This window comes from Bacillus sp. UNC41MFS5 (assembly GCF_000686805.1).
In genome coordinates, this window is record NZ_KK366017.1 from 477,303 (window position 1) to 493,840 (window position 16,538).

Below are 16,538 nucleotides of genomic sequence, written 5' to 3' on the forward strand. Positions count from 1 at the left end.
AGGCTCCTGGACTCTTTGTGCAGGAGCTGTTTTTCTTCTTACTTTCTATTTTGTGAAATTCGATATAGAGTGGCTACTTTCTCAAAAACACCCTCAATTTGTTGAATTAACTGATCGGAACCTAATTGAATGACTCGCTCTCTGTCAATTGTAAAACCACATAATAATTCCGCTTTTTTTACGTTTTGAAGGCGGTCAAAAAGCGATCGAAGTTCTTCCTTGGATAAATGACTGTGTGCAATGGTTTCTGGTTTTGTATGATCCACAGACCAAACAAAGTCCTTTGGTGTATCTTTATAAATTTTTGCTAATTTTTTTGAAAATCTTTCAGCAATTAATTCTTTTTGAGGTGCTTCATAAATAACGGCAAACCATATAAACAGATGGGTGTTCCACATGCCGATTTGAAAATGAGGAAGCATTTTATAACCTCGAGGATTATTTGAAAATGCGACCCACGTATCTTTAGGTGGATTAATGGTCCTTCTTGCATGTTTAGCTACATGTACGAACATTTCATCATCTGTTAGTGAAGAAATGAATGGGGAAAAGTGACTTCCTAATTCTTCTAATTTGGGACGGACTGTTTCCTTCAGTGCTTCCATTCTTGCCTCTAAACCATCTATTAAAAAAACATCAAAATCTTCGTTAGTAAATCCTTTAAAACCCATAAATTTAAACCTCCAACTAAACATTTGTCCTTTATTGTAGCATACCAATTAGCTGACAAGTAGTTAGATGCTTTCTGGGTTAGAGCACATATTTGTTGCAACATATCTCCCTGACTCATATTATACAGTAAAAAAATAATCTGAAAAATTAGTTAAATCCAGGAAGGGGAGGAGAAACGTGAAACAATTAATGAATACCTCACTTAAAAAAGCAAGCGAAAAGGAAAGGACAGCAGTTTTAAGATTGGAAATGGATTATGAATTAGCTACATTATTCGAAGCGATTGAAGAAAAGAATGAGAAAAAAATGAAAGACTGCAAACAAAAATTAGAAAAAATCCGCCAAGAATTATTACGATTAAAAGCACTTTGATAAATTAATGATGTTTTTTATCCAAGGAGAAATAAAGCAGGATGGAGAGAAATAGAATATATTCTGAGCTTATCTAAAACGAACTCCAGCAAAAATGAAGGGGGTTCGTTTATTATTGTCCTTTTTGATGTGGTACGTGTACCTCTTAAAAGTTGATGTGTTCCAACAATTTGATTAAGCTAAAGGTACATTATTTAATTTATCATGCATCATACTACATACATTGAAAACTTGACAGGAATTTAGATTTATTTGGAGGAGTGTTATGAACTGGGATCAAATTTATTCTCATGCAAAGGAATGGGTTAATGAAGCAGGAGCTAGAATTAGATTATCTTTTGATGAAACGTTGAATATTCAAACGAAGTCAAATGCTAATGATTTGGTAACGAATATGGATAAAGAAATTGAACAATTTTTTATAAGTAAAATCAGAGCGGTTTATCCCAATCATAAAATATTGGGCGAAGAAGGGTTTGGAGATACACTCGAAAGTCTTGACGGTGTGGTTTGGATGATTGATCCAATCGATGGAACGATGAATTTTATTCATCAACAAAGAAATTTTGCTATTTCTCTTGGTATTTATGAGAATGGGATTGGTAAAATTGGGCTCATTTACGATGTGGTCCATGACGAACTGTATCATGCCAAAAGGGGAAATGGAGCCTATTTAAATGAAAAGCCTCTCGTTCCTCTAAAGGATACAACTGTTAAGGAATCCATCATTGCTCTAAATGCAACATGGGTAATGGAAAATCACCGTATTGATCATAATTTAATGATTCCTCTAGTGAGAGATGCACGGGGAACAAGATCATATGGTTCAGCAGCCCTTGAAATGGTGTTTGTTGCGACAGGAAGGGTTGACGCGTACCTCTCGATGCGCTTATCACCTTGGGATGTTGCGGCAGGAGCAATAATTATAGAAGAACTTGGCGGGTTGGTTACAAATCTAAGGGGAGAAAAACTGAATTTCCTTGTACAGGATTCATTATTTACAGCAAATCGAGGATTACACCAATCAATCTTAAAGGACTACTTAAAAGAGGGAAGATGGTAAAAAGAAGAAGCCGTTGTAGGCTTCTTCTTTTATAATTCTCCATTTTCCCGCATTTTTCTTTTTGTTTTAAAGCCCATCCCCATAATTACGATAATTGCAATGATACAACCCATTGCACCTATTATGCTTTTTTCGCTAATTGCAATGCCAATCCCCATTATACTTGCGGCTGCAAGGATAGCATAAACGAGTAATGAACACTTCACGTTTTTCATTTTTTGATACCCCTTTTTTCAGTTCAAAAATTGAGTGCTTTTGTATATTTTTTATTCTACAATAAAATGGTTAGGGGTTTCCACTTTATTTGTGGTATAATGTTTTAGTTGTGAATGGGAAACTATAAATAGACTTATTTTTAGAATATAGGAGTGGAATTTTTTGAATATAAGAAATGATATACGTAATATTGCTATCATTGCCCACGTTGACCACGGGAAAACAACGTTGGTGGATCAATTGTTGAAACAATCTGGAACATTTCGTTCTAACGAGCATGTTGAAGAACGTGCCATGGATTCTAATGATTTAGAAAGAGAGCGTGGAATCACCATCCTCGCGAAGAACACGGCTATTCAATACAAAGATACTCGTATCAATATTTTGGATACTCCAGGACACGCTGATTTTGGCGGAGAAGTTGAACGAATCATGAAAATGGTTGATGGTGTATTGCTTGTAGTTGATGCCTATGAAGGTTGTATGCCACAAACACGTTTTGTTCTAAAAAAAGCATTAGAGCAGAAGTTAACTCCAATTGTTGTTGTGAATAAAATTGACCGTGACTTTGCGCGACCTGCAGAAGTAATTGATGAAGTAATCGATTTGTTTATCGAACTAGAAGCAACTGAAGACCAGTTGGAATTCCCGGTTATTTACGCTTCAGCGATAAATGGTACAGCAAGTACTAATCCAGAGAAGCAAGATGAAAATATGCAATCCTTGTATGATGCAATCGTAGAATATATACCTGCCCCAGTTGACAATCGAGAAGAACCATTGCAATTCCAAGTTGCTCTTCTTGATTATAATGATTATGTCGGCAGAATCGGAATCGGGCGTGTTTTCCGCGGTACGATGCAGGTTGGTCAACAAGTAGCATTAATGAAGTTAGATGGTTCTGTTAAGCAATTCCGTGTAACGAAGATTTTTGGTTTCTTTGGATTAAAACGTCAAGAAATTCAGGAAGCAGTAGCTGGTGACTTGATTGCTGTATCAGGAATGGAAGATATCAATGTTGGTGAAACGGTATGTCCTGTAGAACATCAGGAAGCACTTCCAATCCTTCGAATTGATGAGCCTACATTACAAATGACGTTTGTTGTAAATAACAGTCCATTCGCCGGAAGAGAAGGAAAGTATTTAACTTCAAGAAAGATTGAAGAAAGATTGCGCGCTCAATTGCAAACAGACGTAAGTTTACGTGTTGATAACACAGATTCACCAGATGCTTGGATTGTTTCAGGTCGTGGTGAACTTCATTTATCAATTCTTATTGAAAACATGCGTCGTGAAGGTTATGAACTTCAAGTTTCAAAACCTGAAGTTATCGTTAAAGAAATTGATGGTGTTCGCTGTGAACCAGTTGAAAGAGTTCAAATTGATGTACCAGAAGAGCATACGGGTTCAGTTATGGAATCAATTGGTGCCCGTAAAGGCGAAATGATAGATATGATTAACAATGGTTCAGGTCAAGTACGCTTAATCTTTAACGTACCGGCACGTGGATTAATTGGTTACACAACCGAGTTCTTAACAATGACTCGCGGGTATGGAATTATTAATCATACCTTTGACAGCTATCAGCCAATGTTACCTGGTCAAGTCGGCGGAAGACATCAAGGTGTACTTGTGTCAATGGAATCAGGAAAAGCATCGACATATGGTATCATGCAAGTAGAGGACCGTGGAACTATTTTCGTGGAGCCAGGTACGGAAATCTACGAAGGCATGATTGTCGGCGAAAACACACGTGAAAATGACATCACGGTTAATATAACAAAAATGAAACAGGCGACAAATGTTCGTTCAGCGAACAAAGATCAAACTTCTGTTATTAAAAAACCGCGTATCATGACATTAGAAGAGTCATTAGAATATTTAAATGAAGATGAATATTGTGAGGTTACTCCAGAATCAATTCGTCTTCGTAAGAAAATTCTTGATAAAAATGAACGTGAAAGAGCTGCTAAAAAGAAAAAATATGCTGAACAGAGTTAAGTAAAAGGAGTGCAAGAAGATGGAAGGATTCTCTCCTAGTCTTAGATTTTTCATTGAACTAACAGATGTAAAAACCGCTGTGTGGTTACAGTATATATATATTGTAATTTTAGCGGCCATTGTCTATAAGTTAGGCTTTGCAAAAAAATTGCCTCTTTTGAAAAACATCGTGATTTATACATGCTTGTTAATTGGATGCTTTGTTATGCTGATTTTTTCATACGCATTGCCTATTGCGGAGGGACTCGCAGGTGCGGCTGTGTTATTAATTATGTATAAAATACGCTTACATCAAACGAAAAAGCATCAGGCTGAAGCGAAATAACGGGGGTTTAGTTAAATGAAATCCGTTCAGGATACACTATATAATTGGCTTACAATTAAGGTTGTATGTGACGCACGGCCTGATGACACAGCAGCTCGAGATACATTACATCTTTTTGAAGAAATGTTAGTTGATCTTAACCTCTCCAATATAGAGGTAACAACAGATGTTGTCATGTATTATGTTTCCTATCAACAAGGGGATGAAACGAAAAAAATTCGTTTTCCACGGGAATTGATTGAGGTCATGCTGCAACAGATTAATCAAGAACCAGAAAAGTATGAGAACTACCCATTTGAAGAATAAATAAAAAACCATCATGCTCATTCCACTATGGAATGTCTTGATGGTTTTTTTGTAATATTTTACACAAGCTTTTCCGTTTTTTTTCACCAGTCGTCTTCCTCCGATTTCGTACGATATAAACGGAAATTTCCTGTTTCAAATCTGGCATTTGTTTTTTTAGTGATTCTTGTATTACATTCATTACACATATATGTATGGATGGGACGATTACGAAGTCGTTTGGCTACAAACGATTCATCCTCAATTGCTTCAATTTTATCACAAATTACACATTTAACTCTCATAAGACACCTCTTTAACTATTTCTAATAACCGATGATTCTCCTCTAGTATATCATGGCAGAAAGATTGTAAGTAATCAATTGGTTAAATTTGATGAAAGAATGGGATAGTAGTAATATGAGGATATCTGTTTTTTTTATAACAGGGCAAAGGACAAATTTAAGGGGATGCAGAAAAATGGCAAATCAAGTAGAACCAATGCTAATTAAGCCTTTATATGATGAGCTTCAAAAAGAGCGATTCGTGACATTGGCAACAGTTGATTATGAAACAGGGGGTCCTAATGTTAGCTCTATTTCCTGGGTGCTTGCAAAGGATGAAAGCACCATCTATTTTGCAGTAGATAATCGCTCTAGGATCATCGAAAATATTCATAAAAACAATCAAGTGGTTATTAATTTGATTGCGAACGAATCTACATATGCTATTCACGGGGACGCTCAGGTAAAAGAGGAAAGACTGCAGGATGTTCCACTAAAACTTGCTCTAATCCAGGTGAAAATTACTGCTGTAAGGGATGTAATGTTTTATGGTTCTAAAATAGTCACAGAGGTTCAATATGATAAAACCTATGATAAAAATGCTGCCCAGAAGTTAGACAATCAAGTGATGGATGCAATAAGAAAAGCTTAGGAATTACCCTAAGCTTTTTTTTATTTATAATGATTAGATTGGTCTTCTTGTTCTTTTTCCAGCTTCTTTTGATCGTTAGAGTTTAGCTTCTTATCTGGTTTTTCAGGAGCATTTTTAGGGCTTGGAGTAATTATGTCTCCAGGTATCTCCGGCATTAATCGACCGGCTACATCGGCAAGTTCCTCCATAATCCCTTGGATTGGCCTGCCCTTATTTATATCTTCTTGAATCTCTCGCAAACGCTGTGTCGTATCGGCATCGGCTACGACTACTGACTTGGCACCATACGGATCCTTTTTTAAACTTTCAGCCACGGAATACTTAATGGACCCTACTTGTGAACGGTCAATTTTTGCGTTTACATCAATACCGACAATTGCATATCTTCCTAAAACGACAGCAGTTGCATCTTTAACATTTGGAATGCTTGTTGCAAGTTTTACCAATCGTTTCGAGATTTCTTGCCCTGTTTTTCGATCAACATTTTCAATATAGCTGTTTTTTACTTTAACGGCTGAATCGTTCACATTGTTTGAGAGCTCCTTATTTGTACTGCAGCCAGCAATGATGAGCAAGAACGCAGTTATGATTAAGGTTTTCTTCATTTCTTATTCCACCTCCGCAATGCTTTATAAATAATTGAGATTAAGTCATAATCACTCATCTGAATTGAATGTCTCACTAACATTTATTGTGCGGAAATCCTTCTATCTTTATTCCAATAAACATATATTTTACCAAAGTCCAATCTAGCAGAAGGGTTGTTTGCAAGTTGCAATCCAAACAACAAGTAAAGCAGGAGGCGTTGCTTTGAGTAAGATATACGTGTTAGATACGAATGTCTTGTTACAAGACCCGTATTCCCTCTTCTCCTTTGAAGATAATGAAGTTGTAATTCCTGCAGTGGTTCTTGAAGAAGTGGACTCAAAGAAAAGGTACATGGATGAAGTAGGGAGAAATGCAAGACAAGTATCAAGACTAATTGATGGCTTTAGGGCTTCAGGAAAACTGCATGAAAAAATTCCTCTTGAAAACGGAGGGACAATCAGAATTGAGCTGAATCACCGTACCTTCCATGAGCTTCAGGATATATTTGTTGAAAAAACAAATGATAATCGAATTCTAGCTGTGGCTAAAAATTTATTTTTAGAAGAAAAAACCAAAGAAAATGGAAAGCCAGTTATTCTAGTTAGTAAGGATGCTCTTGTCAGGGTTAAAGCAGATGCAATTGGATTAGATGCCGAAGATTTTTTAAATGATCGAGTAGTTGAAATCGATCATATCTACACTGGCTTTTTTGAAGTGTTTCTTCCCATCGAATTATTGGGTCGATTTTATGAAAAAGGTGAACTGAATCTCTCTGAGATAGCGAATCACCCATTTTATCCGAATCAATTCTTAGTAATGAAAGATGCATTGGGCAGTTCTGCATCTGCCATAGGAATGGTAGATAAAACCAGTAAAAAGGTAAAAAAATTAGCTTTAAACCAAGAGCATGTTTGGGGCATCCATTCTAGGAATGTTCAGCAGACAATGGCAATTGAATTGTTATTACGAAAAGATATTCATTTAGTTACATTAACTGGGAAAGCAGGAACAGGGAAAACGCTGTTAGCACTAGCTTCTGGTTTAATGCAAACGGAAGATTTCCGGGAATATAAAAAACTTTTAGTGGCAAGACCAATTGTCCCGGTAGGTAAGGACTTAGGGTTTTTACCGGGTGAAAAACAAGAGAAGCTTCGACCATGGATGCAGCCAATTTTTGATAATCTAGAATTTCTATTCAACACCAAAAAGCCAGGTGAACTTGATGCCATTTTAGCGGGACTAGGATCAATTGAGGTGGAGGCATTAACGTATATTCGTGGCAGAAGTTTACCGAAGCAATTCATCATCATAGATGAAGCACAAAATTTAACGAAGCATGAAGTGAAAACGATCCTTACGCGTGTTGGAGAAGGAAGTAAAATTGTGTTAATGGGAGACCCTGAACAGATTGATCATCCCTATCTTGATGCATATAACAACGGATTAACTTATGTTGTAGAAAAATTTAAGGATCAGTCTATTTCAGGACATGTTAAATTAATGAAAGGGGAAAGGTCGGGATTAGCTCTTTTGGCTGCAGATTTACTCTAAATTTATTTAAAAAGTAAAACGGGCGCCAAAGGCACCCGTCTTATTTTATGGTAAAACTCTTGACGTTTTTAATTGGACTTGTGAGATTTGAGCCATCGCCAAAATAGACATGGATTGGACCGTCTGCTGTAAGTGGCTTTCCATTATTGGAAAATCCCAAGATAAAATCATTGGCCGTTTCAAGAGGGTATTCATATTCACTGTCAATACAATGTATAACAAATGTATGTGCATCACTAGCAGGTTCTGAATTTTGTAGAAAGGGTTTTAATGGTATACCAAAGGTCCCCGTCAATACCTTTTCTTTTTCAAATTTCTTTTCAGTTTTCAATGTAGGCGGGTAAATCGCACCCTCAACAATTTCACGGTCCCAATGTTTGGATATGGCTTTCGTATACTCTTCCAATGATTTAGAATTCTCTAGTTTTGTTGTAAAATAGGTGGTTAAATCAACTCGTCGGTCGTCAAAAATCCACACACCTGGATCAAGTGTGATTGTATACTTCACGTTTCCTGAAATGATAATGATATTTTCCATCGTTTATTCCCCCTAAACCTTTGCATAATTAGTATAACTTGTTTTTTGCAAAATGTCATAATAGTACAATCAGGTTTCGCGACAAGATAAATCATCTTTGAAGAACAATAGTCTCAACTTGCTACTTTATTTAATCTACTTCATAGTTCTTGCAATTTTCCGTTGTAAACGGTAAAATTTATAGATAAGTTGAATTATCGCTCTGAAATGGGGGGATTTATGTTGGCCTCTGAAATGATCGTGAATCACCAAGAAAAAGCATTTGCCTTACTACAGGCTGACGCTGAAAAAATATTAAGGCTAATCAAAGTGCAAATGGACAATCTCACAATGCCTCAATGCCCTCTTTATGAAGAGGTGCTGGATACACAAATGTTTGGCCTATCAAGAGAGATAGATTTTGCTGTTCGATTAGGTTTAATAGATAGTAAAGATGGTAAAGCAATCCTCGATACATTAGAAAAAGAGCTATCAGTGCTTCATGATGCTTCGTTAAGGAAATAGTTGCATAGGAACTCAAACAATTACTGTTCATTGTTTGGGTTTTTTTGTTAATTATGAGCAGATGATTTCATTTATTTTTGGGACTATTCCAATATTAATTTGTTGTAACAAATTAACTTTTCCTCAAGAAATAATGTTTATTTTCTATTATAATAAAATGATATAAATCAATATTGAAAATGAGGACCAATAAATGCTAAAAAAAATATTGAAATCATATGACTATACGTTAATTATTGCTACTTTCCTTTTGTGCGCCTTTGGACTTGTTATGATATACAGTGCCAGTATGGCTTCCGCAGTTCAAAGGTATGGTTATCCACCTGATTACTTTTATCAAAAACAAAAAGTATGGCTGATGATTTTTACTCTAATCTTCCTTTTCGCAGCAATTCTTCCATATAAGATCATGATGTTCAAAAAAGTTCTGGTATTAATTGTGCTAGCTTCTCTTTTATCTCTGTTAGGTTTATTTGTATTTGGGGTAGAAAAAAATAATGCGCAAAGCTGGTACCCAATTGGGAGTTTCTTATTTCAACCATCGGAGTTTGTTAAGTTAGCAGCTATCATTTATTTGGCAGCCGTCTATGCGAAAAAGCAAGCCTATATCAATCAATTTAACAAAGGTGTTCTCCCACCTTTAGTTTATCTTTTTATTATATGTGCACTTATTATCTTTCAACCTGACTTTGGTACTGCAGCGATTATTATAGCCATCGCAAGTACGATGATTTTTTGTTCCGGGTTGAGTTTTAAAAGTATCGGCAAATTAGTTATTATAGTGCTAATAGTTCTTCTGCCGCTTGTTTTGGTCTCCTGGGGGAAGTTTTTTTCTGACGAACAACAAAGTCGTTTTGCTGTATTAGATAATCCATTTGATGATAAGTACGTAAATAATGAAGGTTTTCACTTAGCTAACTCCTATATAGCAATTGGTTCGGGCGGGATTAATGGATTAGGCCTAGGGAAGAGTATTCAAAAACTTGGCTATCTTCCAGAATCCCATACAGATTTCATCATGGCGGTAATTGCCGAAGAATTAGGGATTTGGGGTGTAGGGTTCGTTATTATTCTCCTCTTTTATATTGTATTGAGAGGGATATATGTCGGATTACAATGTAAAGACCCTTTTGGAAGTCTCCTTGCTTTTGGTATTTCCAGCATGATTGGGATCCAGACGTTTATCAATCTAGCTGGAGTATCTGGGCTAATTCCTCTAACTGGTGTACCACTGCCATTTATAAGCTATGGGGGATCCTCTCTCTTAATGCTTGCAGCGGCAACAGGAATACTTGTTAATGTTGCTATGTTCAATAAATATGAAAAGAAATATAAAAATAACCAGGAACAAATGGATAATCGGGTTAAACAAAAAGATGGTAAGGTTTCTTATATTTAGTCAAAACGCGAAGAACATTTTTGCTCTTCGCGTTTTTAAAAATACATAGAATAGAAGGTGCTTTTTGTGACTAGACAAATTAATAAAGTATTGGTCGCCAACCGAGGAGAAATTGCTATAAGGGTTTTTCGTGCATGTACAGAACTGAATATTCGAACTGTTGCAATTTATTCTAAAGAGGATTCCGGAGCCTACCATCGTTACAAAGCTGATGAGGCTTATCTCGTAGGGGAAGGAAAAAAACCAATTGATGCTTATTTAGACATTGATGGCATCATTGCAATCGCCAAAAAAAGCGGTGCGAATGCCATTCATCCAGGGTATGGTTTTTTGTCTGAAAATATTCATTTTGCTAAGCGTTGTGAAGAAGAAGGAATTATCTTTATTGGACCTCAGATAACACAATTAGATATGTTCGGGGATAAGGTCAAAGCAAGGCATCAGGCAGAGCTTGCTGGAATACCAGTCATTCCAGGAAGCCCAGGTCCGGTTAAAGATGTATCTGAGGTAGAAGATTTTGTGGAAGAACACAAGCTGCCAATTATCATTAAGGCCTCTCTTGGCGGAGGCGGACGCGGAATGAGAATTGTAAAACACTTAGATGAAATCCGTGAAGCATTTGAAAGAGCAAAGTCAGAAGCAAAAGCTGCTTTTGGTAATGACGAAGTATATCTTGAAAAATTAATTGAAAATCCAAAGCATATAGAAGTTCAAATTATTGGTGATAAGCAGGGGAATATAGTTCACCTTTTTGACCGCGATTGTTCCGTCCAAAGGCGCCATCAAAAGGTTGTTGAGGTTGCTCCTAGCGTATCCATATCAAATGAGTTAAGAAAAAGAATATGCGACGCTGCCGTAAAATTGATGAAAAATATCAATTACTTGAATGCAGGTACCGTAGAGTTTCTAGTTTCAGGAAATGATTTTTATTTTATTGAAGTAAATCCGAGGGTTCAAGTAGAACATACAGTCACAGAAATGGTAACGGGTGTAGATATCGTCCAAACGCAAATATTGATTGCGGAGGGTCATGAAATACATGGTCCGATAGTCGGTATACCATTACAAGAAAAAATCCAAATTAACGGATTTGCGATTCAGTCAAGGGTAACAACTGAAGACCCGCTAAATAATTTCATGCCTGATACAGGAAAAATAATGGCCTATCGTTCAGGCGGGGGGTTTGGGGTACGTCTAGATGCAGGAAATGGCTTTCAAGGTGCTGTCATTACACCATATTATGACTCTTTATTAGTAAAACTATCAACTTGGGCGTTGACCTTCGAGCAAGCAGCCTCAAAAATGGTTCGCAATTTGCAGGAATTCAGGATTAGAGGGATAAAAACAAATATCCCGTTCTTAGAAAATGTCGTGAAGCATGAAAAGTTTAGGAATGGCGAATATGATACCTCATTTATTGATACGACTCCGGAATTGTTTATTTTCCCGTTTCGTAAAGACCGTGGGACAAAAATGTTATCTTACATTGGCACAGTCACTGTAAATGGTTTCCCGGGTATTGAGAAGAAGAAAAGACCAGTATTTTCGAAGCCAAGAATTCCTCATTTACCTTATGATTTGTCTTATCAAGAGGGAACTAAGCAAATCCTTGACAAGTTCGGTGCAGAGGGCCTTGTCGAGTGGGTAAAGAATCAAAAAGAAGTCTTATTAACGGATACAACCTTTCGTGATGCACATCAGTCACTTTTAGCTACCCGTATGCGTACGACTGATATTCTTCATATCGCTGAGCCTTCTGCAAAACTCTTGCCAGATTTATTTTCTTTTGAAATGTGGGGCGGCGCAACTTTTGATGTGGCATACCGCTTCTTAAAAGAAGATCCATGGGACCGATTAGTATCACTTCGTAAGAAAATTCCCAATGTATTATTCCAAATGTTGATACGTGGAGCGAACGCAGTAGGATACAAAAATTATCCTGATAATCTGATCCGTGAATTTGTGGATCAATCTGCTTCAGGTGGAATTGATGTTTTTCGAATTTTCGATAGTTTAAACTGGGTAAAGGGAATGGAAGTTGCCATCGATGCGGTTCGTCAAACTGGTAAAATTGCTGAAGCATCAATTTGTTATACAGGGGACATTTTAGATCAGACAAGGACGAAATACAATCTTCAATATTATAAACACTTGGCAAAAGAGTTGGAACTTCAAGGGGCCCATATACTAGGAATTAAGGATATGGCTGGATTATTAAAGCCTGAGGCAGCGTACAGACTTATTTCTGAGCTAAAAGAAACAGTTGATATTCCTATCCATCTTCATACCCATGATACGAGCGGAAATGGTCTTTATACGTATGCCCGGGCAATAGAGGGAGGAGTCGATATTGTTGATACGGCATTAGGAACAATGGCAGGCCTAACATCGCAGCCTAGTGCTAATTCATTATTTTATGCTCTTGAAGGGACATCAAGGAAACCAAAAGTAAACATCAATGCAATGGAAAAATTGTCTTACTATTGGGAGGATGTTCGAAAATATTATCAAGATTTTGAAAGTGGAATGATCTCCCCTCATACTGAAATATATCAACATGAGATGCCGGGGGGGCAATATAGTAACCTCCAACAACAAGCCAGAGCGGTTAGCCTCGGTGACCGTTGGGATGAAGTAAAAGAAATGTATTCACGCGTAAATCATATGTTTGGGGATATTGTCAAAGTGACCCCTTCATCAAAGGTCGTTGGCGATATGGCATTATTTATGGTTCAAAATGATTTAACGGAGGAAGATGTGCTAATAAAGGGAGATTCGCTGGATTTCCCAGATTCAGTTGTTGAACTATTTGAAGGATCGCTTGGTCAGCCATATGGTGGTTTTCCAGAAGGGTTGCAACAAGTAATCTTAAAAGGAAAAAAACCATTGGAAGCTCGCCCAGGTGAATTGCTTAATTCAGTGGACTTAAAGAAAATTAAGGAGAAATTGTTTAAAGAATTAGGAAGACAAGTGACGGATTTTGAGATTATTTCTTATGCTTTATATCCTAAGGTATTTATGGATTACATGAAAATAGATGAACAATATGGCAATATCTCAGTACTTGATACCCCGACATTCCTATATGGAATGCGACTGGGTGAAGAAATTGAAGTAGAAATTGAAACAGGGAAAACACTGATTGTTAAACTCGTCTCTATCGGTCATCCTCAAGCAGATGGTACGAGGGTAGTTTACTTTGAATTAAATGGTCAGCCGCGTGAAGTATCCATAAAGGATGAAAGTATTAAATCTACGGTAGTTTCTAGGTTAAAGGCTGATCCGAAAAATGAAAATCAAATAGCTGCGACAATGCCGGGAACCGTGGTTAAGGTGATTGTCGAAAAAGGTGAAAAAGTAGAACGCGGTGATCATTTAATGATTACCGAAGCGATGAAAATGGAAACAACAGTTCAAGCACCGTTTTCAGGATTTGTTAAGGATATTTATGTTTCAAGCGGTGATGCAATATTAACGGGTGACCTTTTACTTGACTTAACGAAAAACTAAAAAAAGTTGCTAGGGACCTTATTCCCTAGCAACTTTTTTTAATGAAAATTTCTCTTTGACCTAGAATATAACAAAAGGAAATAACTTAAAACCCCAAACAAGCAGGTAATAAAGAATGCATGCAAAAGGGCAATATAGAGATTTAAACTAGTGAAAATAATCAAAGCCCCAGCAATTACTTGTAAGGTAACAAGGATGAAGGAAATAATCCATCCCCAATAAAGAACTCTTTGCTCTTTATAATTACGGACTGTCAAAATAAGGATATAGGTAATCCAGATAAAGATCAAACCAGCTGCTGCCCGGTGACCCATTTGCACCCATTCGTACAAGTTAGAGGGGAAAGCTGGGGAGTCATTTAAACATAAAGGCCAGTCTCGACAAACAAGGCTAGACTTAGTATGACGCACAAGTGCACCAGTGTAGATAACAAGATAACTATAAATGGAAACACCGACAATATGAAACCCCATTCGCTTATCAATATAAAGCTTTTCCGCATTAAATTTCTTATCAACTTCAAAAATTAAAAGTGTTAACAACAACACCGATGAAAAGGAGATAAGAGAAATACCGAAATGTAAGGCTAGGACAAAACTTGATTGTCCCCATTTTACTGCAGCTGCCCCGATTAATGCTTGTAAAAGTAAAAAGAAAAAGGAAAGGAATGAAAGAAATTTTGTTTCTCTTATATGCCCTATCGCCTTCCATGACCAAACCGATAGAATGAGAACCATAATTCCACCTACTCCAGAAACAAGCCTGTGGGCAAGTTCAATAGCTAATTCTGGTGTTATTGCCAACGGAAGGAATTTGCCATGACAAAGTGGCCAAGATCTCCCGCAGCCCATTCCAGAACCGGTCTTTGTCACTAATGCACCGCCAATTAGAATAAAAATCATTCCGATGGTAGTGGCAACCGCTAACCACTTCAAAGATAGTCGCAAAAAAGTCACCTCTTAAAAAGTTCAATAATTTGTCATTGGATAAACCTGACAGTATAATAAATGGAAAAGGACAAGATTTTTAAATTCCCTATTAATAATACCGAATAATGTCGAAAATGAACAGAAATTAAGTAGAGATTATTAAATAACTTTTATTAATAAAAAAGGTCCTGAATAATAAATGATTAACACTATTATTATAGTGGAAACAGTTGAAACTTTACTTTTAGTCTGTTAGTAATAGGTAAGGGTATATAATATAGAATGTTTATTTTGTAAAAATAAGAGGTTTTAACCGTAAAATTCATACTTCAGTCATTAAATAATGAATCCTGTCATAATTTTGTATTAAATTATTCAAAAAAAGTTCACAAAAATATCGGAAAGTGTGATTTAATATACAGAGAAAGTGTTTTAAAAATCACTATTCTTTTTTGATAATTATTATTCAAGTCGAAAAAAATTAATTGATTTTTTCTGCTGAGCATTCCTGTTTATTACAAATGAGGGCATAAATAATGAAGTATCAATATTACGTGCTTAAATGATGAATGTTTTGTTATTTAGGTTTAGGAGGAGAAACAAATGTCTAACTCTAAGGCTTACGGAGATGCTGCTATTGATAATGGCGCTGCGGGCCTGAATACCAATTTACAAACCTCAGCTTGGAAAGACCTTATGGCCCTTATAAAAATAGGGATTGTAAATTCCAACCTTATTACTACTTTTACAGGTTTATGGTTAGCACTACATTTTACAGGGCAAAGTTTTCTAAATAATTTAGATATTATCTTTTTTACAGTAGTGGGTTCTTCTTTAATTATTGCTGGGTCCTGTGCAATCAATAATTATGTTGATCGCGATATTGATCATTTAATGGAAAGAACGAAAGCGCGACCAACTGTAACGGGGAAAATAGGGCCGGTAAAAGTTCTTTCATTAGGTATTTTACTCATTGGACTGGGAACACTGTCTTTATTCTTTACTACGATGACTGCAACAGTAATTGGACTGCTTGGAGTTTTTAGCTATGTTTTCCTCTATACCCTGTGGTCGAAGAGGCAATTGGTGTCCAATACAATTATCGGGAGCATTTCAGGAGCCGTACCTCCGCTTATTGGGTGGGCAGCGGTTGATGCAAATCTTGATATTATGGCATGGTCATTGTTTGTATTAATGTTTGTTTGGCAGCCACCGCATTTTTATGCATTGGCGATGAGAAGAGTTAAAGAATATAAAGCTGCTGGTATCCCAATGCTACCGGTAGTGAAGGGGTTTAAAACCACCAAAATTCACATCGTACTCTGGGTTGCTGCACTTCAACCAATTCCGTTTTTTCTAACCAAGTTAGGAATCCCATTTCTAGTACTTGCTATCCTATTAAATATCGGATGGCTCGCATTAGGGATTTATGGATATAGAATCAAAGATGACATAAAGTGGGCAAAACTAATGTTTGTTTACTCTTTGCAATACTTAACTATTATTTTTGTAGCAATGGTTATCGTTACATTGATTTAGTTTTGAAATTGATTGTTTCTGGATGAAATTGAAGGGAACAGTCATCCTACATACTTCTTTGATCCACCAAATGTTTTATAATTTATTAGTGAAAGAGGGGTTTGATTAAG

17 protein-coding genes are annotated in these 16,538 nt (G+C 36.6%); 11 read left to right on the forward strand and 6 right to left on the reverse strand.

Annotated elements, in window-relative coordinates:
• Positions 1–38: 38 nt before the first annotated feature.
• Entirely contained in the window at positions 39–671 is a 633-nt protein-coding gene (locus BR30_RS0118725; protein WP_026566317.1) for a YktB family protein, read from the reverse strand.
• A 178-nt stretch (positions 672–849) separates the two neighbouring features.
• Here BR30_RS0118725 and BR30_RS0118730 point away from each other — a divergent pair, with 178 nt between their 5' ends.
• Together BR30_RS0118730 and BR30_RS0118735 are read left to right on the forward strand one after the other, a co-directional pair.
• Positions 850–1,044 (forward strand): hypothetical protein, encoded by a 195-nt coding sequence (locus tag BR30_RS0118730; protein ID WP_026566318.1) that lies wholly within the window; start codon positions 850–852, stop codon positions 1,042–1,044.
• A gap of 265 nt (positions 1,045–1,309) precedes the next feature.
• Positions 1,310–2,107 (forward strand): inositol monophosphatase family protein, encoded by a 798-nt coding sequence (locus tag BR30_RS0118735; RefSeq protein WP_026566319.1) that lies wholly within the window; start codon positions 1,310–1,312, stop codon positions 2,105–2,107.
• Between the two features lie 29 nt (positions 2,108–2,136).
• Here BR30_RS0118735 and BR30_RS0118740 read toward each other — a convergent pair whose 3' ends face one another.
• A complete protein-coding gene (locus tag BR30_RS0118740; RefSeq protein ID WP_026566320.1) occupies positions 2,137–2,322 on the reverse strand; it encodes a YlaF family protein in 186 nt (61 codons plus the stop codon).
• A gap of 163 nt (positions 2,323–2,485) precedes the next feature.
• On the opposite strand from BR30_RS0118740, the gene typA reads away from it, so the two are divergent.
• The 3 genes from typA to BR30_RS0118755 are packed head-to-tail and all read left to right on the forward strand — an operon-like array spanning position 2,486 to position 4,955.
• Entirely contained in the window at positions 2,486–4,324 is a 1,839-nt protein-coding gene (gene typA / locus BR30_RS0118745) for a translational GTPase TypA (RefSeq protein WP_026566321.1), read from the forward strand.
• A gap of 19 nt (positions 4,325–4,343) precedes the next feature.
• Positions 4,344–4,649, forward strand: coding sequence for a YlaH-like family protein (locus BR30_RS0118750; protein ID WP_026566322.1), 306 nt, complete (start codon positions 4,344–4,346; stop codon positions 4,647–4,649).
• Between the two features lie 15 nt (positions 4,650–4,664).
• Positions 4,665–4,955, forward strand: coding sequence for a hypothetical protein (locus tag BR30_RS0118755; protein ID WP_026566323.1), 291 nt, complete (start codon positions 4,665–4,667; stop codon positions 4,953–4,955).
• Positions 4,956–5,038: 83 nt separating this feature from the next.
• Here the strand turns inward: BR30_RS0118755 and BR30_RS0118760 are convergent, their stop codons facing one another.
• On the reverse strand, positions 5,039–5,239 hold the full coding sequence (locus BR30_RS0118760) for a YlaI family protein (protein WP_026566324.1): 201 nt from the start codon (positions 5,237–5,239) through the stop codon (positions 5,039–5,041).
• Between the two features lie 175 nt (positions 5,240–5,414).
• Between BR30_RS0118760 and BR30_RS0118765 the strand changes: the two genes are divergently transcribed.
• The gene (locus BR30_RS0118765) at positions 5,415–5,870 is read left to right on the forward strand and encodes a pyridoxamine 5'-phosphate oxidase family protein (protein ID WP_026566325.1); all 456 of its coding nucleotides are present in this window, start codon (positions 5,415–5,417) and stop codon (positions 5,868–5,870) included.
• 20 nt (positions 5,871–5,890) lie between these two features.
• Here the strand turns inward: BR30_RS0118765 and BR30_RS0118770 are convergent, their stop codons facing one another.
• The gene (locus tag BR30_RS0118770; RefSeq protein ID WP_026566326.1) at positions 5,891–6,475 is read right to left on the reverse strand and encodes a YhcN/YlaJ family sporulation lipoprotein; all 585 of its coding nucleotides are present in this window, start codon (positions 6,473–6,475) and stop codon (positions 5,891–5,893) included.
• Positions 6,476–6,680: 205 nt separating this feature from the next.
• Here BR30_RS0118770 and BR30_RS0118775 point away from each other — a divergent pair, with 205 nt between their 5' ends.
• The gene (locus BR30_RS0118775) at positions 6,681–8,009 is read left to right on the forward strand and encodes a PhoH family protein (RefSeq protein WP_026566327.1); all 1,329 of its coding nucleotides are present in this window, start codon (positions 6,681–6,683) and stop codon (positions 8,007–8,009) included.
• Positions 8,010–8,049: 40 nt separating this feature from the next.
• Here the strand turns inward: BR30_RS0118775 and BR30_RS0118780 are convergent, their stop codons facing one another.
• Positions 8,050–8,547, reverse strand: a complete 498-nt coding sequence (locus BR30_RS0118780) for a molybdopterin-binding protein (protein WP_026566328.1) — start codon at positions 8,545–8,547, stop codon at positions 8,050–8,052.
• 222 nt (positions 8,548–8,769) lie between these two features.
• On the opposite strand from BR30_RS0118780, the gene BR30_RS0118785 reads away from it, so the two are divergent.
• The 3 genes from BR30_RS0118785 (at position 8,770) to pyc (ending at position 13,960) form a co-directional block, all read left to right on the forward strand.
• A complete protein-coding gene (locus tag BR30_RS0118785; protein WP_026566329.1) occupies positions 8,770–9,051 on the forward strand; it encodes an Fpa/YlaN family protein in 282 nt (93 codons plus the stop codon).
• Between the two features lie 193 nt (positions 9,052–9,244).
• Entirely contained in the window at positions 9,245–10,450 is a 1,206-nt protein-coding gene (locus BR30_RS0118790) for an FtsW/RodA/SpoVE family cell cycle protein (RefSeq protein ID WP_026566330.1), read from the forward strand.
• A gap of 66 nt (positions 10,451–10,516) precedes the next feature.
• The gene (gene pyc / locus BR30_RS0118795; protein WP_026566331.1) at positions 10,517–13,960 is read left to right on the forward strand and encodes a pyruvate carboxylase; all 3,444 of its coding nucleotides are present in this window, start codon (positions 10,517–10,519) and stop codon (positions 13,958–13,960) included.
• A gap of 38 nt (positions 13,961–13,998) precedes the next feature.
• Here pyc and BR30_RS33955 read toward each other — a convergent pair whose 3' ends face one another.
• Positions 13,999–14,907 carry a COX15/CtaA family protein gene (locus tag BR30_RS33955; RefSeq protein ID WP_035445738.1) on the reverse strand — a complete coding sequence of 303 codons (909 nt, stop codon included), beginning with the start codon at positions 14,905–14,907 and terminating at the stop codon, positions 13,999–14,001.
• 585 nt (positions 14,908–15,492) lie between these two features.
• Between BR30_RS33955 and cyoE the strand changes: the two genes are divergently transcribed.
• Positions 15,493–16,428: a heme o synthase gene (gene cyoE, locus BR30_RS0118805; RefSeq protein WP_026566332.1), complete on the forward strand. Its 936-nt coding sequence runs from the start codon at positions 15,493–15,495 to the stop codon at positions 16,426–16,428.
• Positions 16,429–16,538 lie beyond the last annotated feature (110 nt).

Coding starts and splice junctions, on each gene's coding strand:
- BR30_RS0118725 (WP_026566317.1), bottom strand. CDS start 671: ATGGGTTTTAAAGGATTTACTAACGAAGATTTTGATGTTTTTTTAATA.
- BR30_RS0118735 (WP_026566319.1), top strand. CDS start 1,310: ATGAACTGGGATCAAATTTATTCTCATGCAAAGGAATGGGTTAATGAA.
- BR30_RS0118740 (WP_026566320.1), bottom strand. CDS start 2,322: ATGAAAAACGTGAAGTGTTCATTACTCGTTTATGCTATCCTTGCAGCC.
- BR30_RS0118750 (WP_026566322.1), top strand. CDS start 4,344: ATGGAAGGATTCTCTCCTAGTCTTAGATTTTTCATTGAACTAACAGAT.
- BR30_RS0118755 (WP_026566323.1), top strand. CDS start 4,665: ATGAAATCCGTTCAGGATACACTATATAATTGGCTTACAATTAAGGTT.
- BR30_RS0118760 (WP_026566324.1), bottom strand. CDS start 5,239: ATGAGAGTTAAATGTGTAATTTGTGATAAAATTGAAGCAATTGAGGAT.
- BR30_RS0118765 (WP_026566325.1), top strand. CDS start 5,415: ATGGCAAATCAAGTAGAACCAATGCTAATTAAGCCTTTATATGATGAG.
- BR30_RS0118770 (WP_026566326.1), bottom strand. CDS start 6,475: ATGAAGAAAACCTTAATCATAACTGCGTTCTTGCTCATCATTGCTGGC.
- BR30_RS0118780 (WP_026566328.1), bottom strand. CDS start 8,547: ATGGAAAATATCATTATCATTTCAGGAAACGTGAAGTATACAATCACA.
- BR30_RS0118790 (WP_026566330.1), top strand. CDS start 9,245: ATGCTAAAAAAAATATTGAAATCATATGACTATACGTTAATTATTGCT.
- cyoE (WP_026566332.1), top strand. CDS start 15,493: ATGTCTAACTCTAAGGCTTACGGAGATGCTGCTATTGATAATGGCGCT.